This window comes from Streptomyces sp. G7(2002) (genome assembly GCF_028870195.1).
GTDB classification, from domain to species: Bacteria; Actinomycetota; Actinomycetes; order Streptomycetales; family Streptomycetaceae; genus Streptomyces; species Streptomyces nigrescens.
In genome coordinates this window covers 7667476-7690453 of sequence record NZ_CP102609.1, presented here as the reverse complement: position 1 = coordinate 7690453, position 22978 = coordinate 7667476, and the positions used below count along the sequence as shown (strand labels likewise).

At 67.1% G+C, this 22978-nt stretch carries 17 protein-coding genes and 2 pseudogenes; 7 read left to right on the top strand and 12 right to left on the bottom strand.

Annotated elements, in window-relative coordinates; all coding sequences use genetic code 11:
* The first annotated feature begins 299 nt into the window (after positions 1–299).
* The gene (locus NUT86_RS32835) at positions 300–1343 is read left to right on the top strand and encodes a hypothetical protein (protein ID WP_274738909.1); all 1044 of its coding nucleotides are present in this window, start codon (positions 300–302) and stop codon (positions 1341–1343) included.
* Positions 1344–1528: 185 nt separating this feature from the next.
* Here the strand turns inward: NUT86_RS32835 and NUT86_RS32830 are convergent, their stop codons facing one another.
* Entirely contained in the window at positions 1529–1738 is a 210-nt protein-coding gene (locus tag NUT86_RS32830; protein ID WP_274738907.1) for a hypothetical protein, read from the bottom strand.
* Between the two features lie 83 nt (positions 1739–1821).
* Between NUT86_RS32830 and NUT86_RS32825 the strand changes: the two genes are divergently transcribed.
* On the top strand, positions 1822–4611 hold the full coding sequence (locus NUT86_RS32825; protein WP_274738905.1) for a helix-turn-helix domain-containing protein: 2790 nt from the start codon (positions 1822–1824) through the stop codon (positions 4609–4611).
* Positions 4612–4804: 193 nt separating this feature from the next.
* On the top strand, positions 4805–5461 hold the full coding sequence (locus NUT86_RS40725; RefSeq protein WP_446750795.1) for an endonuclease domain-containing protein: 657 nt from the start codon (positions 4805–4807) through the stop codon (positions 5459–5461).
* 390 nt (positions 5462–5851) lie between these two features.
* Here NUT86_RS40725 and NUT86_RS32820 read toward each other — a convergent pair whose 3' ends face one another.
* Positions 5852–7525 carry a tetratricopeptide repeat protein gene (locus tag NUT86_RS32820; RefSeq protein WP_274740790.1) on the bottom strand — a complete coding sequence of 558 codons (1674 nt, stop codon included), beginning with the start codon at positions 7523–7525 and terminating at the stop codon, positions 5852–5854.
* 347 nt (positions 7526–7872) lie between these two features.
* Between NUT86_RS32820 and NUT86_RS32815 the strand changes: the two genes are divergently transcribed.
* The gene (locus tag NUT86_RS32815) at positions 7873–8331 is read left to right on the top strand and encodes a hypothetical protein (protein ID WP_274740789.1); all 459 of its coding nucleotides are present in this window, start codon (positions 7873–7875) and stop codon (positions 8329–8331) included.
* 337 nt (positions 8332–8668) lie between these two features.
* Positions 8669–8869 carry a hypothetical protein gene (locus tag NUT86_RS32805; RefSeq protein ID WP_274738903.1) on the top strand — a complete coding sequence of 67 codons (201 nt, stop codon included), beginning with the start codon at positions 8669–8671 and terminating at the stop codon, positions 8867–8869.
* Between the two features lie 523 nt (positions 8870–9392).
* Here the strand turns inward: NUT86_RS32805 and NUT86_RS32800 are convergent.
* From NUT86_RS32800 to NUT86_RS32780, 5 genes and pseudogenes are all read right to left on the bottom strand, one after another.
* Positions 9393–10661, bottom strand: coding sequence for a Wadjet anti-phage system protein JetD domain-containing protein (locus NUT86_RS32800; RefSeq protein ID WP_274738901.1), 1269 nt, complete (start codon positions 10659–10661; stop codon positions 9393–9395).
* Position 10662: 1 nt separating this feature from the next.
* Positions 10663–14079: an ATP-binding protein gene (locus NUT86_RS32795; RefSeq protein ID WP_274738899.1), complete on the bottom strand. Its 3417-nt coding sequence runs from the start codon at positions 14077–14079 to the stop codon at positions 10663–10665.
* Complete coding sequence (locus NUT86_RS32790) at positions 14076–14702, bottom strand: DUF4194 domain-containing protein (protein ID WP_274738897.1); 627 nt, start codon at positions 14700–14702, stop codon at positions 14076–14078. The genes NUT86_RS32795 and NUT86_RS32790 overlap by 4 nt, the downstream gene beginning before the upstream one ends.
* The gene (locus tag NUT86_RS32785) at positions 14699–16180 is read right to left on the bottom strand and encodes a DUF3375 domain-containing protein (protein WP_274738895.1); all 1482 of its coding nucleotides are present in this window, start codon (positions 16178–16180) and stop codon (positions 14699–14701) included. Before NUT86_RS32785 ends, NUT86_RS32790 begins: the two co-directional genes overlap by 4 nt.
* Before the next feature lie 655 nt (positions 16181–16835).
* Positions 16836–17180 (bottom strand): annotated as a pseudogene (locus NUT86_RS32780) (transposase); the annotation flags it as partial.
* A gap of 94 nt (positions 17181–17274) precedes the next feature.
* On the opposite strand from NUT86_RS32780, the pseudogene NUT86_RS40720 reads away from it, so the two are divergent.
* Positions 17275–17376, top strand: a pseudogene (locus tag NUT86_RS40720) (IS5 family transposase); the annotation flags it as partial.
* On the opposite strand, the gene NUT86_RS32775 reads toward NUT86_RS40720, so the two are convergent.
* The 5 genes from NUT86_RS32775 to NUT86_RS32755 all read right to left on the bottom strand — a co-directional run bounded on the left by NUT86_RS32775 (position 17360) and on the right by NUT86_RS32755 (position 21716).
* On the bottom strand, positions 17360–17896 hold the full coding sequence (locus NUT86_RS32775; RefSeq protein ID WP_274740697.1) for a GNAT family N-acetyltransferase: 537 nt from the start codon (positions 17894–17896) through the stop codon (positions 17360–17362). The pseudogene NUT86_RS40720 and the gene NUT86_RS32775 overlap by 17 nt on opposite strands.
* A 179-nt stretch (positions 17897–18075) precedes the next feature.
* Positions 18076–19011: a COX15/CtaA family protein gene (locus NUT86_RS32770; RefSeq protein ID WP_274738893.1), complete on the bottom strand. Its 936-nt coding sequence runs from the start codon at positions 19009–19011 to the stop codon at positions 18076–18078.
* Between the two features lie 414 nt (positions 19012–19425).
* Entirely contained in the window at positions 19426–19827 is a 402-nt protein-coding gene (locus NUT86_RS32765) for an antibiotic biosynthesis monooxygenase family protein (protein WP_274738891.1), read from the bottom strand.
* A gap of 65 nt (positions 19828–19892) precedes the next feature.
* Positions 19893–20315, bottom strand: coding sequence for a hypothetical protein (locus NUT86_RS32760; RefSeq protein WP_274738889.1), 423 nt, complete (start codon positions 20313–20315; stop codon positions 19893–19895).
* A gap of 21 nt (positions 20316–20336) precedes the next feature.
* Positions 20337–21716: an FAD-binding oxidoreductase gene (locus NUT86_RS32755; protein ID WP_274738887.1), complete on the bottom strand. Its 1380-nt coding sequence runs from the start codon at positions 21714–21716 to the stop codon at positions 20337–20339.
* Positions 21717–21792: 76 nt separating this feature from the next.
* Here NUT86_RS32755 and NUT86_RS32750 point away from each other — a divergent pair, with 76 nt between their 5' ends.
* Positions 21793–22758, top strand: coding sequence for a helix-turn-helix transcriptional regulator (locus tag NUT86_RS32750; RefSeq protein ID WP_274738885.1), 966 nt, complete (start codon positions 21793–21795; stop codon positions 22756–22758).
* Positions 22759–22978 lie beyond the last annotated feature (220 nt).

Here is a 22978-nt window from a genome sequence, read left to right as displayed (position 1 = left end):
CGGGAGCGACTAGCCCCTTGAGATGCCGCCACCCCCTCAGGATCCGGGGCCGCATCTTGCCAGCATAAGTCTCTTAATGCACAACGATCGTATTTAATTCAGTTTCGGTCACCTATCCATCTGAATTCACTCCCAAATGTTCGAAATACGGCACCTGTACGGCCACCACCTCTCAGGCCGACGGACCAGGCGGGGGACGGCCTCGCCTATACCATCGCAACACATCATGCCGAGTAGACGGCCGGTTGGGTGACAGGACAGTCCCGCGAAGCGCTACAGAGTCAGCAGAAGGGGGAGCAGTGAGCCAGAGGGATAGCAACGTGCACATCGGCGCGCAGGCGACAAGGGCGGCGGGATCGCAGCGGCGACGTCCGGCGTCCACAGCCACTCTGGACTTCCCGCCCGTCCCGAACGGGGTCGACTACCTGCGCAGCGCCGTGGAGCACCTCGTGGGAGAGCCCTCCCCGCGCGACCTCAAGTACGCGGTGCTCCACCTCCAGGCCGGGGCGGAAGTGCTTATCAAGGCAAAGCTGTACGAGGAGCACTGGACCCTGGTGTTCCGCGACCCCGGGAAGGCCACAACCAAGAGCCTGAACGAGTCCGACTTCGACAGTTGCACCATGGCGGCAGCCATCGAGCGCCTGAGGCACATCGCCAACGTGCAGATTAGCGAGAAAGAGGCCAAAGCCCTCCGTGACCTGACCAAGGACCGCAACGCCCTTCAGCACTTCGGCCTCACGCACAGCGCTCGCGCAGTCGCGGCCCGAGCCACCGTCGTCCTGGACTTTCTCTTGCACTTCGCGTGGCACTCACTGATCCCGGGCTTGAAACTGCCGGAACACGAACGTGAGCGCATCTGGTCGGAGATGGGGGAAGTCCGATCAGGACTCACGTCGATCCAGCAGTTCGTTGACGAGCGAATGAGGCGGCTGCGCGCCACCGTCTTGAAGGACGCGACGGACCACACCCTCGTATGCCCGAACTGCGGCCAGCCGGCGCTGCTGGCCACGGACAACCACATCACCTGCCACTTCTGCGACACCCTCTGGCCGCCCGAGGACCTTGCGGAGAAATTCGTCGAAGATCCGGAAGGTCCCTGGCACGACTGCCCCGAGTGCTGCTACTCCACGCTCATCCCCGGGACCCTGTTCGTGAAGCCGCCCGACGAGGGCGTGATGCACTGCCTCAACTGCGCGGCGCGATTCCGCATGGAGGCTCTCACCCAATGCACCGGCTGTGGGGCCCCGTGGCTGATCGAGAAGGCCGTCGGCGGGCAGACCGATCTGTGCCCTGAGTGCTGCGACCGCATCAGACGTGAAGAAGATGAGCGGTACTGGCAGTGAGTGCGATGGGGGATGAGCAGGTCAACGACAGTGCTCCGGACAACCTGCCCCGTGCTCTCCCCGACATCGAGCGCGCCATGGAGAAACCAACCCGGCTGGTACCACTGCATAGTTCGGATGTTCCTCGTGGCTCTCTGCCGCGCGCGCTGATCAGCCGGAACGACGTGTGTAGACATTGCCGAACGTCAGTTCAGCAATCCCGCTACCGTGGTGACCACGACCGCGATCAACGAGAGGGTGGCTCCGAACGCGATGCCGGCCCGGACGAGTGCAGCAGCTGGTGTCGCACCGTCCGCACGCGCGAGAAAGGCGGCCACCGCGCCGGTCAGGGCGGAGACGATCAGGGACACGGTCACGGCCAAGATTGCCATGGTGGCCAGCAACGCAGGGGACATCGAGAACTCCTTCGTCAGTGCGACTCTGCCTGCGCACCAGACCTTGCCGATGTCCGTGTTCGCTGCGGTCCGGGTGGACGAGAATGAACGGCACCGAACAGTGTGGTGACGCTACCGGGCGGGGAGTTGACGTGGAGAGCGGCGAGGCATTATCTCGGAACCTGGTGAAGCTGCGGGAGCGGCTGCAGGATCTGCGCGGGCGGTCCGGGCTGTCGATGCAGCAACTTCGCCTGCGTGCTGGACTCGGGCGCACCACACTCAGCCAGGCCCTGAACCACGGACCTACACACCCGTCGTGGGGCACAGTCGCCGCGATCGCGAAGGCCGTCGGTCTCGGTCCCGAAGGTCTCGATGAGCTGCACGATCTTTGGAAGTGCTCCCAGCCTCCGAGTCCTCCCTCTGTGATTTCCGCGGACCGGACCGGGGTGTACGTCCACGAGCAGCTCATTGCCGATGTCGGCCCCCAGGCCCTCGAAGTGCACCGTGCCGTGCTGGCGGCCCCCGACCCCGGCGGCTATCCGTTCCTCACGTCCTACATGCCCAGACGGCATGACGACGAGATCCGCACGCATCTGGCACCGGCCCTGTCGGGCGGAGAATCGGTGCTCGTGATGCTCACAGGGGACTCGGCCACCGGAAAAACCCGCGCGCTGTTCGAAGCTCTGACTGATCTCGCGCCTCAGCGGCGGCTCCTGCGCCCGTCAGGCTCCAGTGACCTTCTGCATCTCCTGCTACAGGCGCTGTTCGGTCCCGGCACAGTCCTCTGGCTTAACGAGGCGCAGCGCTTCTTCTACGGTCACGATGCGGAGCAGGCAGCGGCCGAGCTGCGGCAGCGACTGGTCACGACCCCCGGCCTCGTGGCGGTGGGGACCCTGTGGACTGATCCCTACTGGGAGGAGCTGACGCGACCTGGTCGCACAGGGGATCCACATGGGCAGGTCCGAGGCCTGCTGGACTGTTCCGCGGCGCGCAGGGTCATGGTGCCCGACCACTTCTCCGATTCCGAACTGGTTCAGTGGCACACGATGGCGCAGGCCGCAGAAGTGGACGGTGATCGCCGACTTGCTGACGCGCTAAGGGCGGGGGCCGCCGATGGCCTCGTCGTGCAGCACCTCAGCGGAGGGCCCGCACTCCTCGCTGCCTACCGAAGCGGTCCCGGCAGCCACTTCAACCATGTGGAACACGCAGTACTGACTGCGGCTCTCGACGCAAGACGCCTCGGTCATCGCAGTCCGCTGCCCGCCGGATTACTCGCAGACGCTGCCGCCGGCGCGTTGCACCCGCGTCGGCGCCCGAGCGGTGCGGCCTGGGCCGAGGGCGTGTTGACGGCCCTGAGCACGGGGGAACGCGACGACGGACGGCGCACTGACATACGGCATACGCTGACCGCGATGCACAGACCGCTCACCCGACCCGGTGACGAGGCCCTGTTCGAACCGGCCGACTATCTCGTGCAACATGTCCGCCCTCGGCACAAGGACCGGCCGGGAACGCCCTCCCTGTGGCACGCCCTGCTCGATCACACCAGAGATGCGGACGACCTCGTAGAGCTTGCCACGTCAGCGCGCGACCACGGATATCTGACGCAGGCGGTACACCTGTGGCACAAGGCCGTGCTCGTCGGACACCCGACCTGCGCCCACGCTCTAGCCGAGCTTCTCGACGAGGCCAAGGACCCGCAAGCGCACGGCAGCGTGTGGGCCGCCCGTCATACCCCTCTGCGCGACCCGGACGGTGTACGACTTCTCGTAGAGGTACTGGCCGAAACAGGCCGACACACGGCGATGACCGCACTGATGCGGCGCATGCCGGAGGCCCATGTCGACTGTGATGACGCGGAGTCGGTCGCCCATCTCCTCATGCGGCTGCGCGCAGCTGGACAGGACGTTGCCGCGGCCCGGCTGGCAGCCCGTGCGGCGAAGGTCGGGGATGCGACCGACGCCGGTGGCAGTTTCGATCTGCTGGAAGCCTTGCGGACTCTGGGCCTCGACGAGGCGTACCACGTGCTTGCCGTCCGCACCGCTCGCGAGGCCGACACCTCGGACATGGCGTTCACGCCGGCCCTGCTTGCGGAACTCAACGCCTACAGCCCGATTGCCGCCAATCTGGCGATCCGGGCGGCAGCGTCAATCGACATCGGCGACACCACCGACGTGTGGCTGCTGCTCGACGCCTTGCGGGAGGAGGGTCTGCATGAGGCGATCACCGTCCTGCTACGTCGCCAGCCGGAGGAGCACGTCGGTCTTCATGAACCAGAAGCCGTAGCCTGGCTTGTCGATGTCCTCGACCAACTTGATCAGACGGAAGCCGTGCACACCCTCTTCGACCGAGGCGCCGCCACCTTCGCGGACCTCTCGGATCCGGACGCCGTGTCGTTGCTGCTGCGCACGTTGTTGGCCCACCAACGGGACGCGGAGTTCACCGCCCTGGCCACGCGAGCTGCGGAGGAGACCGACATCTCCGATCCCGCGCTTCTCGCGGAGTTGATCGAGTTCCTCCATCAACTCGGCATGGAAGCCGAGATCACTACCTTGCTTGACCGTGGCGTGGCTGCCCGTACAGACGTGCGCGACCCCGAAAGCGTGGGGCGGCTGATCGCCCTCCTCGACAAGATGGGGAAATATGAGGCCGTGGCGCTGCTTGCGCACCGTGCCGCGTCGGACACCGATGTCACCGATCCGGACGGTGCCGCCTGGCTGTTGGAAAGTCTGGAAGAGGTCGGGCAGATCGAAGCCACCCGACAGGTGCTCAGCCGGATACCACCCAGAGACGTCGATGAGGTGCCTGTCGACACACCTGTCGACCGGTGGGGCTTCGATCTCGACGGCACACCCGCCGGCCATTGGACCTGGGACGACCTGGGCCTGTCGTAGGGTCGGCGGTCGTTGCTGACGTCTGAGCGGGACAGCTTTCACGTGCTGTAGACGGCAACTGGTTGCCAGTCATGGCCGGGCGGCCACGGACTGCAAGTCATGCGGTAGCTTGCCCCTCAAGTCTGGTGCGCGTTCACGGGGCAGGCTGGGGGTGGGCAATGAGCCAAGGCGCAGAAGAATGTAGCTTCCAAGGATGCGGGCGACGCTTCCGGGCCCGGTCAGAGGGTGTGCCGCTGTGCAAGTCGCGCTACGAGCAAGCGCGCCAAGGGATTCAGCTCAGACCTATCAGATCAAAGTTGCCAGCGGGTCTACACACCAAGTGCCAGTTCAACACCCCGCCATGCGACCAGGCGGCTACTGCGCTACCCACTATCAGCAATGGTCGGACGGCAAACAGCTCACACCCATACGGGGGTGGAAGTCGCAGGCGGAATGGGGACCGACATGCCGATACGCAGAGTGCGAGGCTGTATCCCGTGCGCGCGGCCTGTGTATCGTGCATTACGGCCGGGGCATCTCACAGTTCGCCCGCGACGCGATTCTGGCTTTGCAAGGCGGCCGCTGCCTATGTGGGACTTCGGATCCGGGGCAGAGGGGCTGGCAGCTCGACCATGCCCACGGCTGCACCAGCGGGCACGAGCCCGAGAACTACTGCAAGGACTGTGTGCGAGGGCTTCTGTGCATTTCCTGTAACCGGCACGGACTTGGGTGGTACGAGGGCGCCTTCCGGCCACAGCACGGAAACGAGCTTATCCCCATCTTCGAACACTGGATCAGCCGACGTGTGCAGTTCCACGGTGACGTCGACTCCCCAGGGACCAGGGTGAGTTACGTGCCCGCTCGACATTGATGGCCGTCCCGGCCGCTGGCTAGTGCACTGAATGTCGACGGACTAACGGCCCTGATCTAGAGAGAATGCGAAACTTCTACCGCGCAAGGAAGGCCAGCCGGAGTCGCTGGTCCTAGGGTCGACGGGCTCCTGAGGGTCGTGCGGAGGCGACTGCATGTCGGTGATCCGAGGGGCCATCGCGTCGATAAACGTGGACGAGGTCGTTCTGGCGAGCGGGGCCGCCGAAGGTGCCAACCGTGGCAAGCAGGGTCTGACGCCATGGGGACTTGACTGGCCACAGCCGGTGTTCGCGCCCGAGGGCCTGACGGCGATGTTCTGGTATGCGGTGACTTCGCCGACGTTCCAGCGGACGAAGAGTCGTGTGCTGCGCTCTCGCGTGGCATCCTCAGTTCACGACCAAGGGGACGTAGGCGAGCCGTCCGGGTCGAGTCCGTAGGGCCACCTCATCTTGACCTCGTCGTCGTCAAGGGCGCCGGAATCGGCGACTTGCTGGTAGAAGGTCTCAGCGCCCTCCTGGTCCCCGGCCTCGTCTCGCATTCGTGCTAGGTGGATCAGCGTATCGGGGTCGCCGGTGGCAGCAGCCTGCTGGTAGAAGGTCTCAGCGCCCTTCTGGTCCCCGGCCCACTCCCGCAGCTCTGCCAGGCGAACCATGGCGCCAGCGTGGCCTGCGTCTGCGGCTCGCCGGTAGACGGCTTTGGCGCCGTCCCGGTCCCCGGCCTGTTCCCGTATTCGGGCCAGGGCTGTCAGTGCGTTGGGTTTGGTAGCAGCCTGCTGGTAGAGGGTCTCCGCACCCTCGAGGTCTCCGGCATCCTCCTTCAGCTCGGCGAGGTGGACCATGGTGTGGATGTCGCCCGTATCGGCGACCTGGTGGTAGAGGGCTTCGGCACCTTCCTGGTCCCCGGCCTCCTCCTTCAGCTGGGCCAGGTAGATCAGAGCACCGGTGTCGCCGGCACCGGCGGCACGTTGGTAGAGGGCCTCGGCGCCGTCGAAGTCTCCAGCTTCCTCCTTCAGCTCGGCCAGGTAGATCAGAGCACCGGTGTCGCCGGCATCGACGGCACGTTGGTAGAGGGCCTCGGCGCCGTCGAAGTCTTCGGCATCCTCCTTCAGCTCGGCCAGGTAGATCAGAGCACCGGTGTCACCGGCATCGGCGACCTGCCGGTAGAGGGCTTCGGCACCTTCCTGGTCCCCGGCCTCCTCCCGCATGTCTGCCATACGGGCTATGGCGTAGGTGTCGCCGGCGTCGGCGGCCCGCTGGTAGAGAGCTTTGACACCCTCCCAGTCCCCGGCCTCCTCCTTCAGCTCCACTAGATCGACAAGGGTGTCAACACGGCCAGCGTCTGCGGCCCGCTGGTAGAAGGCTTCGGCGCCCTCACGGTCTCCGGCTGCCTTCCGGCGCCCCGCCACGAGGAACAAGGCGTCTGCGTCGCCGGCGTCCGCGGCCCGCCGGTAGAGGCATTCGGCGCTCTCCGGATCCCCGGCCCCTCTCCTTTGCTCCGCCAGTTCAGTCAGATCGCTGGTGCCGTCGGCGTCTACGGCTCGCTGGTAGAGGGATTCAGCGACTTCCATGTCCCCAGCCGCCTCCCGCATCCGTGCCAGATAGATGAGGGAGTAGGGGTGGCCTGCGTCGGCAGCGCGGAGTCGGACGTGCTGTGCCCACTGCAAGCGGTGCCTTCGTTCAGCGGCGATCGCAAGGTTGCCGAGGTCGTCGGGGTGGGTGAGGTGGGCGTGGGCGGCGGCCCAGAACGATGCGGGTGGGCACAGCCGCAACCGGGTGGAGCGGCCATGCTGCTCGAGGTAGTCGGCGATCCGAAACACTGGTCCGGTCACTGAGGAGGGCGTGGGCGCCGATGTCGGGGCGCCGGGTGGGCGGCGCCTGGGCCGGGCACCGGTGCGGCTCAGGGGTGCCTGCTTGCCGTGGACGGGGCGGGCGAGGTCGGCGAAGGCCGCCTCTGCCCAGTCGTCTGTGAGTTCGTCGTAGTCCTGGTCGCTGAGGTAGTCGATCGCGGCATCCGTGAGGAAGGTTTGCGGGAGGTGTAGGCCCACACCAAGACGGCGTGCGTCCATAGCCGCCTGCAGTACGGCCCTGGCGGTCGGTGTGCTGTGCTCGTAGCGGCGTAGCAGTTCGGGGGCGCCGGCGAGGTCCTGGGTGATTCGTCCGTGGGTGTGGGCTCGGGTGAGAGCGTCGGCGAGCAGTTGGTCGCCGTCATGCGCCAGGACAGATGCGGTCCGCAGTGCGTCCTGGTCGAAGGTGTCGGGGATGGTGAGGATGCGTCCGGCGAGTAGTTCTCGGACCCGGCTGTGAGAATCCGGGGAGGCAGCGGGGGGGGCAGGGCTGTGTACTGGTCGGCGTACTCGGGCCAGAGCGTGCCCAGAACGAGGACCGGTCGGCGCTTGGGGTGCGTGAGGAGGGTATGGACGGCAGCCGCGATCCGCTCACCGAGCTGGGGGTTGCCGAGGTAGTGCTGGGCTTCGTTGAGCCAGACCACTGTGCACGGCGCGACGCGTTCGAGGTCGTCGAGGGCGGCCTCGGCTCGGGTCGGGTCGAACGGGTGCCACAGCCGCCACCCGCGGGTCGCGAGTGGCTGAATGGCCTCCCAACAGGCTCTTGTCTTGCCAGTGGAGGACGTTCCGACCAGTACCAGCATCCGACTGTTGCCCTGTCCGGCCTCCAGCGCCGCGTCGGCGAGGATCCGGTCATGGCTACGCGGGACGTAGCCAGGCAGCACCCGCTGGGGCAAGGCCCCAGAGCCGACCCCGGCGGGGTGCACCTCCAAGTCGTGAGGGTCCCACTCCGTGATCGGCTTGCCCGGGCCGTGGTCCTTTCCAAGGCCAGGGTCGATCTCTCCGGCGGCGACGCGCCGCAGATCTAGTAGTTGCTGGTCTGGCAGGCGTAGCACGCGTGCCAGCGCGACAACCGTCTCGGCCGATGGAGCGGGCTTGCCCGCCTGGAACGCCTCCTGCACGGTGGTGCGGCCCAGTTCTGCTCGGGCGGCGAGCTGAGTCTTGTTCAGCCCGGCACGAGCCAGGCCGTCGGTGAGCCTTTTGCGCAGCTCGATAAGCGCCGCCAGCTCGCTAGGTTCGTCGTGCATCCGTCCCGCTCCGGCTCGATGTGTTCGCCGGTGTTCATCATTGTCCAGCCGGACCCCGGCGAACATCGTTTCCGCGACCTTCGTCACGTCAACGCCTCACCTTTGCAAGGAGTCTGCCGTGACCCGTCTCGTCGTTGTCCTTCTCTTCACTGCGCTGGTCGTCATATTCGCCCTACTGGTTGCCGCCGCTGCGGGCCTGCTCGCCCGGCTGGATGGCGCCACCTATCCCGCTGCCCTCATGCGAGCCGCCACCACGTTCGCTGCCGCGCTCACCCTTGCGGCCGCCCTGACCGGTGCTCTCGCCCAAATCGTCTCCTGAGCGCTTCTCAGGCTCGGTATCCGGCGCCGAGGGGACTGTCGAGACGGATCTCGGCGCGTACCGCGCCGGGCTCCGCACCGAAACCGATAGCAAAGTGGGCTACGCGCATGCCCCGAGGCCCCCTCTGGATGCCCCGCGCGCGTGCGGCGCGCTCGCCTGGGCCGCAGGCGGTTGGGCTTTCGGCTGCGCCTGTTCTGGAGCGGTGGCCACCGTGCCCCTTTCCGCGCTCGCCGCCTGGCGGTGCTGGGCTGGGGGGGGGCGGGGTCGCTCACATGCGAACGCCTTGCGGTCCCTCCACCTAACCCACGACGAACTCATCTGCCGGGCCCACACACCAGCCCTCCCCGCGCGGTGCATCGGCAGGCCGCTCAGCCACGCCAACGAGCTACCCGAGCATCAGCGCGTCCTGCGCATCCAGGGTGCTAGCCGGAACAGCACCACTCTCGGGCCCAGCGCAGAGCGCCTGGGCACAGCCCGCGCAACGGTAGGCACCCGGGGCCCGGGGCGCACCAGGGGCGATCCGCTAGTCGGACTGAACAGTGACGATACGGCAGACTTCCTCACCCTGCTCGGCGTCAGCAGTCCCGGCAGTTGGATTGCGCGACTCTTGGTGGAGGTCGTTCAAGGCACCTTCGAGCAGGTGGTACCGCACGCGTTCTTGTTCCAGTCGTACGTTGTGACCGAATTCCCCTTCCATAAGGCTTTCATGAAGATCGGCTTCTTCCGGTGAGAGTGTGGCGAGGTGCCCGTGAGTGGGGGCATCCTCCTTCACCCATTGGTTGCGGTGCTCCAACAGCACGTTCCTGGTCATCAGGATGGACTGGGTGTGCGGGAATGCTCGGCGCAGCCGGTCGAGGATGGCGAATCCGTGGGTGTCCAGGTCGCCCCAGTAGATCAGGCTCCTGTGGTGGAGCCATGACAGGGCGGAGAGTTGTGTGACGGCGTAGCCGCCGCCGAGGATCACAATGCTGCGGGGTTGGTTCGGGAAGGCCAGGTAGGTGGTTTCGTTCTCGACGACGTATACGGTCGTGATGCCGGACGGCGGGGAGGTGAATTCGTCGGCACGGACCGTGAGTTCACTGAAGCCTGCCAGTGACTCGTCACCGAGCAGCCGGAACCGCAAGTAGGCGGGCTTGCGTAGGAAGCGGAAGCGGGCGGCGAAGTCGGTGCGCGCAGCCTCAGTGTCGATGCGGTCGCTGGGGAGGCAGTGCTCGAGCAGGGTGGTCAGGATGGCGCGGTGGTGTTCGATGAACTTGGTGTCCACACCGGGTACGTCGAGCTGGCGCAGGTAGACGGCCGGCCCGCGGTAGCCGTTGATCCACCGGATGGTGGCCTGCAGTCGTGGCCAGTCGGCTTCCCACCGGACGACCCTCATCGGGTGATCGGCCATCCAGGTAGCGAGGCGGGGCAGGGCCTCGCGGGCGCAGGCCAGGAGAAGTTCGTAGCGGTGGACCGTGCTGGTGACGCCCAGGAGTCTCCACAGGTCTTCGCGGCGTTCGATCCATACCCGAGCGGGCACGTCGTTCACGCCGGCCAGGCGCCCACCGAGCCGCCGGTGCTCGATGCGCACGTGCTTGTGTACCTCAGGAGCCCATGACCTGGCCCATGCCAGGGCTGCCTCGTAGTGCTGGGTGATGTCGCCGGCCTTGGGGCCGCGCAGGGGGATGCTGAAGGGTTCCCAGTCGGTGCCGTTGGCGAGTTCGGCAAGGTAGTCGCCGCGCTCCCAGCGTTTACGCAGACGCGCGACGACATCGCGGGGTGTGGTCCAGTCGGAGCTGTTGGTGGCTGCCATGTCAACGCCCCTGCCCGGACGCGGGCTGCAGGGCGGCCAGGGTGTGGGCGAGGCGTTCTTGGCGGTACTGGGCGATGGTCAGGGTGCGTAGGCGGGAGTGGTGTCCGGTCGGGTTATCGACGAAGCCGACGGCGGACACATAGGGCTCGATGACGTGGATCTTCTGCAGCGGGGTGACGATGAGGAGTTGCAGGCCCAGGCGCTTGAAGAGGTCCAGGGCGAAGCGGGCCGATTCCTCCGAGCCGCGGCCGAAGGCTTCGTCGATGACAACGAAGCGGAAGGTACGGCTTCTGCTGCTGGTCGTGTCCAGCTTGAACTGGTAGGCGAGGGAGGCGGCCAGGATGGTGTACGCGAGCTTCTCCTTCTGGCCGCCGGACTTGCCGCCGGAGTCGGAGTACACCTCGTACTCGGAGTCGTCCTCGCGGCGTCGTTCGCTGGCGCTGAAGACGAACCAGTACCGCACGTCGGTGACACGCTTGGTCCAGCCGCGGTCGCTTTCCGTGGAGCCTTCGCGGCCCTTGAAGCGTTCGATCAGGCGCTGGACCTGGTGGAACTTCTCCTCGGAGTACAGGTCAGAGTCGTCGCCGGACAGGACGTCGTCGGTGCAGGCGCGCAGTTCCGTAGTGAACTCGCGAATCTCGGTGTTGGGGGTCTGCTCGGGCTTGAGCATGATGTAGCGGCCCGGGTTGTAGTCGATGTCGGCCAGCGACTCGTTGATGGTGTTGATGCGGTCGCCGATCTCGTCGGCCCAGATGTTCAACTGCGCGTGAAATCCGGCGATTTCGCGGATCACGTTGGTCTTCAGGTAGGTGCGGAACTGGCCCTGGAAGCGCGGCAGGTCGTCGGCGACGAGCTGCTGGTGCACAGCGCGGTATCCGGGGGCGGAGGCGACGGAGGCGTCGAGCTCGCTGGTCTCAACCTGATAGGTGTTGCGGAAGGCGCTCATCTGGGCGGCGATCGTCTGGGCGAGGCGAGTCTGCTCCTTGGCCCAGCGGTGCTTGTGCGCCGTCATCTCCTCGCGCAGCCGGGTTTCGGTCTGCGCGCACTCCTGCGCGGTCCGGCACGCCAACCGGGCTGTGGTCAGGCGCTGCTCGAGGGCCGGGAAGTGGGCCTGCGCATCGCCGGCAGCCGGTTCGTCGAGTACGGCGCGGGCCTCGTCGCGAGCGCGTTCAGCGGCGTCCCGTTCGCCACAGACCCGGCCCCAGCTCTGGCTGGCCTTCTCGTAGGCGACTTCCTGTTCGGTGGTTTCGCCGGCGATCTCCGTAAGGCGCCGGGTGAGTTCGTCCAGATCCTTGGAGTCGGCCTGCAGACGCTGCTTCTCGCCGGTCAGCTCGGTGATGCGCCGTACCGCGGACGGCCAGTCGATCTCGCTGTAGTCCTGCATCGCCGCCAGCCGGTCGAGGACCTTGTCACGGCTGATGGCGTCCTCGTAGGCGGCTCCCAGCCCGCGCCTCTTCTTCTCCATCTCGCGCTGGGCGCCATGGACCCGCCCTGCCTGATCCAGGAGGGCATCGATCTTCGCCTGGTTCGTCCAGCCAAGCACATAAGTGCTGCGGTCGTCGATGCGGGTGCTGTCGTTCTTCTCGTGGCGGCCCCGCGCCCCCTTGATCAATCCCTGTGCGGTGATGGCCAGTTCGGCGTGCCGGAAGTCCTCCATGGTCGACACGCAGGCGTGGGAGGCGCGGCGTTCGAGCTCGCCGGCCAGCCACGGGGCGAACGGCGAGTCGTCGCGCACTTCGAGCTTGGTGAACAGCACCGTGGACACGCCTGTGGGCAGGCGCCGCGGCGGGAGCTTGTCCGGGACGCGGAAGTAGACCAGCTTCGTCCCCAGGTGGTGGTCGTTGATCCAGTCGGAGACACGGGCGTACTGGTCGCCGGGGACCAGGAGGGACACGGCGAAGCCGCGCAGCAGCCGCTCGGCGGCTCCGGCCCACTCCTGTTCCTCGTCGCGGACCTGAATGAGTTCGCCGGCGAACGGCAGGACACTCTCCTCGATGCCGAGTTCACGGCTCAGGCGGGTGCGTACCTCCAACTGCTTTCGGGGGATGTTGCTGCGGCGCGAGCGCAGACTGATCAGATCTTCGTTGAGGTCCTCGGCCCGCTGCTTCAGCCGTGCGGCCTCGACCGCGAGCGTCTCCAGCGCCGTGCGCGTCTCCTGTGTCGTGGCGGCGACGTCATGCTGGGCCCGGGCGATCTCCTCAAACCGGTCGGTGAACTGGGCCTGATCGGTGACCGGAGCCAGCTCGGCCTGCTCCAGCAGGGCGGAGTGCTGGCGGGCGCGCTTCTGCTGAGCGGCCCGCCGCTGCTCCGTCTCCTCGATCTGGCGCTCCAATTCCCCCAGGCGCCCGCCACCCAGGCCCTCACGCTGCAGTTCACACCGGCGCTCCTGGCCCCGCAGCCGATCCAGCTCGTCCTTCGCGGTCTTCTTCTCGCTGTCCAGGCGGGCGAGCATCCTTTCCAGCTCGGCGCGCTGGGCTTCGTGCAGAACCGACGTGCGCTCGGCGATGAAGTACCGTAGGGCGGCCTGCTGGGCGTCGGCCTCGTCGATGCGTGCGGCCAGGCCCTCGTAGGCGTCGCAGTCCTCAAGCAGCGGGGTGAGAGCCTCGATCTGGGCGCGCGCCCGCTGAACCGAGTTGTAGGTGGTGGTCAGCGCGTCGAAGTGACTCACGATGTTGTCGGTCATGGCCGCCGCATCGAACGGTTCGAGCATGTGACTGCGCACGAAGTCGTCCAGGCTGCCCACCGACTTCATCGACACCGTCTGGTGGAAGAGTTCCAGCGCCTGCTCGGACTCGATGCCCATACGGCGCCGGAAGTCCTTGCTGTAGGGCGGGAACGTCTTGTGGACGCGGACATCGCCAGCTTCGAGGCGTTTCTTCAGAGCCCGCACCTCGGTGCCGAAGTCGGCGAAGTCTCCGGCGACGGACAGCGCCCGGTCGGCGACGAGGAACAGCCGCTCGGGGCTGGTGGCGTTCGGATCGGCCAGCCAGAACACCTGCCCCAGCGTGACGGTCGCCGCCAGCGCCGGGTTATGGAACACGCCCAGGATGACGGAGTAGCTGCCCGGCTTGCGCAGCGCCACCGGCTTGGTCGTCCCGGTGGTCTCATTGCGTTCGGACTTGTAGTGGCCCAGGACGTAGGAGCGCAGGCTGCGCTCGCGGCTCTCCGCGCCGGCAGCCTTGTTGTAGGCAATCTTGTGGGCGGGCATGAACAGGGTGGTGATCGCATCCACCAGGGTGGACTTGCCGGAGCCGATGTCCCCGGTCAACAGCGCGTTGGCGCCACCGAGGCCGAAGGACCACACGTGCTTGTCGAACGTGCCCCAGTTGTAGACCTCCAGACGCTCCAGCCGGAATCCGGCCGCGGCAACGTCGGTGGAGGGGGCCGTGTCGGCGGGGCCGGGCTGGGCGGGGATCACCGCTGCTTCTCCTGGGGAGTGTGTGTGGCCGCGTACTGGGCCAGGTTCGTTTCGAAGTCGGCGAGCCACTGCCCGTCGACGAAGGCTTTGATGATCCGCTGCACCTCGAACAGCTGCTCCTGACCGCGGGCCCGGCGCAGGAACTGCAGGTCCACCACCTTGTTGATGTGACCGTCGATCTGGTCGACCAGACGTGCCTCATTGCTGCCAGCCGGCAGGTACGTGCGGATCAGCTCGACGATCTCGTCCCGGCTGATCATCAGGCGGGTGCCGTCCGCGCCTGCGTCGAATTCCGCGAGCCGCTTGCGCAGCAGCACGATCAGTAGACTGACGGGGTAGGAAAGCGACCGGCGGGGCATCAGCCGCGGCGGCGCCATGCGGGGGTCTCGGACGTCGTCTTCGTCGTCGGGCTTCGATTGGAGGAAGGCGTAGCCCTCCATCTCGTCGATCACCAGGCGTAGCCCCATGACCTCGACGTAGTCCTTCACACCGGCACTGTGGTGCAGCAGGGCATCCCAGGCCCGCTCGTGCTGGTCGCGGAATACCGGTCCCTTGAGCAGCTGGTTGACCGGAAGCGAGAGGGTGTACGGCTGTTGCGGAGTGGGGGTGGCAGGCTTGGTCATCGCCCCTCCTTCAGGCTGGACGCCCAGGCGATGCCGGGGCTGGTGCGGGCAAAGGTGACCACGGGCACCGTGGCGACCTGCTGGACGTCGTCCTCGCCGATCCAAGCGATCTCTTCTTGACGGTGGTCGTCGAACACGGTGGTGAACCCGTCGTCCGGCAACGCGAAGTAGGCGACCAGTTCGGCAAGTCCCTGCTCCAGGGGGTGTTCGCGCAGCGTCTCGGTCAAGGACACCTGTGTGCGGGAGTCAAGGACGTGGTGCACCGCAGCCGCGAGCCGGGCCGGATCCACATACACCGCCTCGAACAAAGCGTCGGCGGCGAACTCCTCGTCCCCTACCTGGATCCCGGTACTGTCGATCGGTGTCTTGACCACCGGCGCATACAAAGGCCGCTCCATCGGCAGGGCGATGGCCGGAGCTGCCGCATCGATCTCGGCGACCAGTCCCACGCCGGGCACATCGCGCAGGGCCAGGGCCTGAGACTCGATCCCACGGACCAGCTCCAGGACACGGCGATCCTCCGAGCGCACCTGATCGTCCAGGAACCGGCGCAGTTGATCCGACAGCTGCCTCACTGTGGTCTGGGTACGTTCGGCGGCCTCCAGCCAGTCCCGGGGCATGCGCCGCATCCTCGGGTCGGGCTCTCCGATGGCCTCCATCGCCTCTACCTCGGCCAACAACACCTTGAGCTCGTCCTGACGGCTCGGAGCGAGCAGGAAGTCGTAGAACGCCTGGAAGGTCCGGCCCTGGTCCGACTCCGCGATGCTCTCCCGGCTGCCCAGCACCTCATCCAGGAGTTCACCCTTAGCCCCGTCCCACGCGGCGATCTTGCTCCGCAGGTCGCGGTCCAGACCCCGGAAGTTCGCCTCAACCTCGCGGAAGTCGGCCAGCAGCCCATAGGCCGTCGCTGTCACCTGCTGGTAGCGGTCCCGCAACGCCGCACTGTCCAGGACGTCCACCTCGCCGGCCCCAACCCGCGCGATCTCCTGGTCGATCTCATGCCGACGCCGCGTGAGCTCCGCCAGCCGCGCCTCGGGGTCGGTTTCGGTCCCGAACGTCATCTGCCGCAACAGATCGAAGATCGTATTCAGGCGCGACTCCGTGCCGACAAACGTACGCTCTTCAAGCGACCGGACCCACGCGATGGCCTTCTCGACCGCAGACGTGGCGTCATAGTGCGGCTCATCCGAATCCGGCGGGTAATACTTGCGCAGCCAGCCGTTCTCCGGCGCCGACCAGTCATCCAGATACGCCTTCGCAGACTTGGGAAACGCGCCTTGTCCCAGCCGCTCATTGAGCGCGAACAACTCGTCATCCAAGCGTTCGACCAGCTCCGTACCGGCAATGGAGCGAGCCCCCTGCTCGACAAACACCTTGTTGAAAAAGCTCAGCATCAGCGCCGCATTGCCGGCCGTCAGCAGCCGCCACGCGGCGCTCTGCTTCCGCAATGCGACCAGGCGGTCGTAGTCCAACTCCATGCATCCTGCCCCTCACTACCCTCGGCGGGTGCGACGGCATCTCTCACCAACGGCGAAAGCGCATCCCACACGGCCAGCACCCATGCCCCTACGGCCACGCACAGGAATCCCATGTCAGCCACAAATGAACCGTAGAGGCCACCACTGACAACGGGGGTCGATAGAGCGGGGCCACTGGACTACCCAAGGCAGCTCCCAAGAAGGAGTTCAGCAGGTGAGGCCGTAGATGCATCCTGATTCTGCGACGCTGCCAACACCTATCCAGCAGCTCATTCCGAACAAAGTTCCGGACCTGCTCCGGAGTCATGGACATGCTCATTGATCTTCCACAGCTGCGACACCGCATAACTGTTATCCGGTCACGTCATTCGACGTCGGTGTTTATGCCGAGCTCGGCCATTCGCCCGGGTACCCAAGCAGTACGGAATTCCCCAGGGCCCTCGTCTGCCGCGCAACGCCCCCGCCCTCTGCTGTACCCCGGCCACCGCACCCGCATCGTCACCGCCGCGTTCCCTGCCCCCGTCGAGCACAGCGAGCCGCAGCACAGCAAGACCGCGTCGAACACCACGCACCAGGCCCATCCCGAACGCAGAAACCCCCGCCGGAGCCAGCCGACGGGGGTTCCTCACCTCTCACACAGCCCCTATCACGGAGGTCATGGCTGTGTGGGCCTGACCAGGTGGAACACCTCCCGGGCGGCGTACCGTTTGAGGCATCGAACAATCTCGCGTCGCGTCTTGCCCTCCTTGACGCGGCGCTCAAAGTAGTCCTGGGTGCGTGGGTCGAAGCGCAGGCGGGTCTGCACGATCCGGTGCAGGGCGGCGTTGGCCTGCCGGTCGCCGCCGCGGTTGAGGCGACGGTAGTGCCGAGTGCCCGAGGAGCGTTCTACGGGGCTGACCCCGCACAGCGTGGCGAAGGACGCCTCACTGTGCAGACGTTCCGGGTTGTCCCCCATCGTGATCAGCAAAGTGACGGCCGCGTCCGGACCGATGCCCACCACAGTGAGCAACTGCGGGGCATGGAGTCCGCGAGCAGGGCCAGGCGGCGTTCCAGATCCTGGATTCTGGTCGGTGAGCTGCCCAATTCGCTGAGCCAGCAGGCACAGAACGCATCGAGCCGTGGCCACCAGGTACGACAAACTCGCGGTCCGCTACGAGGCTACCGTCCTCGTTGCCGCCATCAACGAGTGGTTGTGACGTACTGGTCCGACGACAACTCGAACACCCGTACTCGCCGACCGCCGGTGGGATGGACGGTCTCACGGACCGGATGCATCCCCAGTTTGGTCATGATCCGTTCGGAGGCGTCGTTGCCCACTTGAGCGATGCTGACGATCCGCTCCAGCCCTCGCTCTTCGAACCCGAACCGCACAGCAGCCCTCGCGGCCTCGGTAGCCAGGCCCTGCCCCCAGTGGGAACGTCCCAGCCGCCAGCCGACCTCCACCGCCGGCAGTACCTCCGGCAAGAAGTCGGGCACCGAAAGGCCGGTGAACCCGGCCAGCTCGCCAGTGGACCGGATCTCCACGGCGAACAGGCCGAAGCCCTGTGACTCCCACTCGCTCTCCCATGCCTGGACCCCGCCGCGAGTCTGCTGTTCGTCACGGACGCTGCCGTCACGGATCCACCGCATGACCTCGGGGTCGGCATTGACGGCAGCCATGGGCGCAACGTCTTCCTCGCCCCAGCGACGCAGGATCAAACGGGGAGTCTCAAGCATGACCATCCAATCTTTCTGGATCACAAAATGGGCTCTCTCCGCCATCCTCACCAGGCACTTTCGATGCACGCCCCAGAAGGTGGTACCGGGGGCGGCATAGGCGGTTGGGCCGCCGCACCGAGCCGAGGCGCGTGCCACCGCTTGCTGCGGCGTGAGGAAGCGGCCGACGTGCGGGACGATCAACCGTCCTGCATGGGCCGCGCCGGCAGTTCGGAGCGCTGGCTCTGCGCGGAGAAGATCCGCAGTACCGCAATCCACACCAGGCACGAGCCGAACATATGGGCACCGATGACCAGCTCCGGCAGATGCGTGAAGTACTGCACATACCCGATGACACTCTGGCCGGCCAACACGGCGAGGAGCTCCAGTACCCGACGACGGACGACGGCAGGCGCTGACACAGCGCGCAGCGCGAACCAGAGCGCCACGGTCAGGCCCACCACGATGTAGACGAAGTCCACGTGCACTTGGGTGATTTCCTGCCAGTCCAGCGGGATCCGGTGCACCTTGCGTGCGTCGCCCGCGTGCGGCCCTGCGCCTGTCACCACGGTGCCGATCACGATCAGTGCTGCAGCGGATGCCACGAGCAGCCCTGTCAGCTGCCGCAGTGGCCTCGTCACCAGGTAACGCGCTGGGGCGTCCCCCTCCCGGGCGCGCTGCCAGGTCACTACGGCCACGGTGAGCAGTGCCATGGCCAGAAGGAAATGCGAGCTGACGATGTACGGGTTGAGCCCGGTCATCACAGTGATGCCGCCGACCACTCCATTGCCCATGATGATCCAGAACTGCGCCCAGCCCAGCCGGCCAAGATCGCGACGCACCGGTGTACGCGACCTGGCGGTCAAAATGACCAGGCCGGCCACGACGCCCATGAGGCCGATCATCATGCGGTTTCCGAACTCGATCACGCCGTGGATACCCATGTCAGCGGTCGGGGTCAGGCTGTCGTCGGTGCACTTCGGCCAGGTCTCGCAGCCGAGCCCGGATTCGGTGAGGCGCACCGCGCCGCCGGTGACCACGATGAGGACGGCCGTCATCACCGAGGCCAGCGCGGCCCGTTTCACCGCCTGCTCGGAGGGCTGCCAACAACGGACAATCAGACCAAGAGAATTCATCAAGCTCGGTGCTTCCTTCCGGTATCACCCGTCCGAACCAGGCCGCCTCAGTCCAGGGTCCGTCTGCCTCGTTCGCCGCGCTGTCCTGGAGACGTCGAGCCTCTTCACAGGGCGTCACGATCACCACGGTTGAACGGAACGCGACGGGCCGACCCTCGAGCACACCGCATCTGGCCTTTGTGAACACTGGCGCCGCCACGACTCCGGACGGGGCCGCTTTCCTGGCTGGGCGGCACTGACCGGTCGCCCACGCGTGAAGGGCAGTGACCCGGCAGGCAGCGCACCGCTTCGAGAGGCAACCCACTGGTCAGCGTCGCGGTGGCTCTTCTGTGGGTTGGAACGGCGGCCGGCCGCTTCAAGGCGCGTGGTTCATCAAGGTAGTTGGCGTCGGTGACACGTTTGTCGCGGCTCCGGTCATTGGCCCTGGAGTTCCTGGTTGCCATGAGCTGCCTCGGGCTCGGCAGCTGCTGCGGGGAACTCGACGGCGACGTCGTACAGACCCGGGCTTGACGTGATCTGCGTCTGCGGGCCGTCCTGCGCGGCTCTGGTGCGCCTACCGAACTCAGGGTCCGCAGTGGCCGCCTCCCACGCTTCCCGGCTCTCCCAGTGAGAGACGTTGACGAGCTGGAACCGTGTCTCCGTGGATCGGGCCCGGTGCAGCCGGGAGTCGATGAAGCCGGATTTGGTGCTCATGAGTGCGGCGCGTTGCTCCCACTGGGCGATGAATGCATCGAGGTGCTCGGCTGAGATTTCGAAGATGTTGATGAAAGTGACGACCGGGCTCGGCACGTTGACGGGCCGACTATCTGCGGTCACAGGGGTCTCCAAGAGTTGGTGGCGCTACGTGGTCCGCTCGGTGCGGATGGGACGACAGCCAGCGGTCAGGTTCTGCCACGCAGTGCGGCGAGTTGCAGGAGGGCGAATACCGAGACGGGGATGGTCTGCAGGACGGTCCACACCGTGCCGACGGTGTTGGTGTCCCACCAGTTGAGGACGAGGGAGGCGAAGCTCGCCGCCACCCACGCGGCCCCGATCGCGACGACGAGCCATACCGATGCGGCGGGTGGATCAGCTCGCCGGGCCAGCAGAGCGACGCCCGCGCCGATCGTCAGCATCAGGCCGCCGGTGGTCAGCACCAGCTTGTCGCCGACCCCCAGCAGCCGGGCGAGGGGGCCGGAGACGAGGAGGTACACCAGCCCGAACACGATCATTCCGGCGGCGTCCATGGCGAGGATCCGGCGCAGCGAAGGTAGCGCCGGCCTGCGGGGATGCGTCGGGGCGACGTCCGCAGATGACGGTGTCATGAGGTCTCCAAGCACTCGACGTCACCGGGCGGCGCGCGGCGGGATGTTGTAGTTGAGGCGGAAGATGTTCTGGGGGTCGTATTCGGCCTTCAGAGCGGTCAGCCGCCTGTGGTCGTCCGTGGTGTAGGCGGTGCGGGTCCGTTCCTGATCGGCGGTGTCGCCGTGGCCCATGAAGTTGAGGAACCGGCCGCTGGTCCAGGGCTCCAGGTCCTTGAACATGCGCTCCAGGAAGGCGTGCGCGTCGGCGGTGGAGTCTCCCGTCAAGGGGGTGAGGACCGCCAGCATGAAGCGCGCGTCGCGATGGCCGACGGCGTTCGGGTGCGCGGGCTGGCGGGCCAGCGCGCCGCCCAGGTGGCGCAGTTCCACGATGGCCGGCAGTGCGGTGCTGGGGCCGGTGTGCTTGAGGATCGTACGGACCGTGTCGCCGTCCAAGTCCGCCAGCAAGGCATTGTCGGCGGCCCACGGCATGGGGACCGGGGGATCGTCGTGGATGTCGGCGCTCTGCTCGTAGGGCATGTCGCGCAGGTTTTCCAGCAGTCGGGGACCGGCCTGGCGGAGCGGTTCGACCAACCGCTCGCCGTCCTCGGTCGAGCCGGTGAAGGCGATCCGCACGTGGCAGACATGGCGTCCGCGCATCGGCTCGGGCACCTGCGGGTCGTCCGGGAAGGGAATCAGCGCCAGCGAAGAGTTCATCTCGTCGGGCACCGTGGCGGCCCACCCCCCGTACGCCTCCAGGATCCCGGGGGTCTGCTCGACATCGAAGAAGAGCCCGCCGCCGTACAGCCGGGCCACCGGGACCAGGTCGAACTCCATGCCGGTGACGATGCCGAAGTTGTCCCGGCCGCCCAGCAGCGCCCAGTACAGTTCCGGCTCGGCGTTCGGGGTGGCGTGACGCAGCCGCCCGTCGGCGGTCACGACGTCCATGGCCCGTACCCGGTCGGCGGCCCAGCCGTGGCTGCGTCCGAGCAGAGGGAGCCCTCCGCCCAGGGTGTAGGAGACGACGCCCACGTGCGGGGCGGAGCCGTTCAGCGGCGCCAGGCCGTGCCGTGCCGCCTCGGGGATCACCTGGTCGAAGCGGGCGCCTGCTGCGACGTACGCACTGCGCGTTTCGGGGTCGACGCGGACAGCGGCCATGCGCCGGGTGGTGACCAGCAGCCCGCCCTCTGCGGCCACCGAGAAGCCGTGCCCGGTGTTCTGTACGGCTACCGGCAGGCCGTGCGCCGCTGCGAAGTCGACGGCCGCCGCCACGTCCTCGGCCCGCGCGGCGCCGACGATCACCTCCGGATGGTGCCGCACGGCCAGGTTGAAGCCCGTCAGCTCCTCGTCGAAGCCCTCCTGGCCGGGCAACAGCACAGGCCCCTCGGTACGGGCGGCCAGGGTCTCGATGTCGTGACGCTCCACAGTCCTGCTCCTTCGTCGTGCCAACGGGAGCGATCTTGATGGGCGTATATGACATCTGCCGTCATATTCTGCTCAGGTGAAATTCGACCGCCTGCTCTCGATCGTGCTGCTGCTCCAGCACCGTGACCTGGTCCCGGCCAAGGAACTCGCCGAGCGCCTGGAGGTGTCGCAGCGCACCATCTACCGCGACGTCGAAGCACTGTCGGCGGCCGGCGTCCCGGTGTACGCCGAGCGTGGCCAGGACGGCGGCATCGGGCTCCTGGCCGGCTTCCGCACCGACGTCACGGGCCTGACCACCGACGAGGCCCGCGCGCTGTTCGTGCTGGCGTCGCAGAGCGCCCACTCGGCGCTCGGCCTCGACCACGCCCACGGCTCCGCGCTGCGCAAGGTGATGGCCGCGCTGCCCGCCCCGCACCGCCCGGCGGCCGAGCTGACCAGCCGCCGCATCCTCATCGAACCCGACCGCTGGCATGCCGCACCCCGCCCCGAGACCGACCTCGAGGCCCTGTACACCGCGGTCCTCAGCGACCGTCGGCTGCGCGTCCGCTACCGCCACAGCGGCCAGACCGCGCTGCGCACCTACACCCTCGACCCCTACGGGCTGGTGGCCAAGGCCGGCACCTGGTACCTGGTCGCCGACCACAAGGGCAAACCGCGGCTCTTCCGAACCGACCGGCTGTCGCAGGTCAGCCTCCTCGCGGCCGAAGCGCGCCGCCGCCCCGGCGCAGAGCTGACCCAGGTCTGGCACGACCTGCGCCGCCAAGTGGAAGACCGCAGCGTCGGCGTCACGATCGTCGTCCGGGTGCGCCGGGAGCGGCTGGACATGGTGACCCGTATCGCCGGCGGCTACTTCACCGCGCCACCTGCCCCCGAGGCCGGAACCGACGAGTGGCTCCGGGTCGAGGTCGCCTACCCTGTCGTGGAGGCGGTCCGCCACCTGCTGCAGTTCGGCACCGACGTCCAGGTCGTCGGCCCTTCCGAGGCCCGCGCCGAGATGACCCGCGCCATCGCCGAGTTGGCGGACCACTACCACGCCGCATGAACCACGGCTTCGTTTCGGCCGCATCCCAGCGGTTTCGCAGTCCGTCACTGCAGGCCGCCGACCGGATGGCGCGGTGGCCCGTAATCCTCCGCCAGGCAGCTCCCATCGCCACCGACTACGAGCAGTATTTGTTGAGTATCGCGAGCTATGGCCCACGGAACGGTGCCGAAGTCGAAGAGTTGATCAACCGGCGGCCCACGCTCCAGGTCCGTTACGAGTC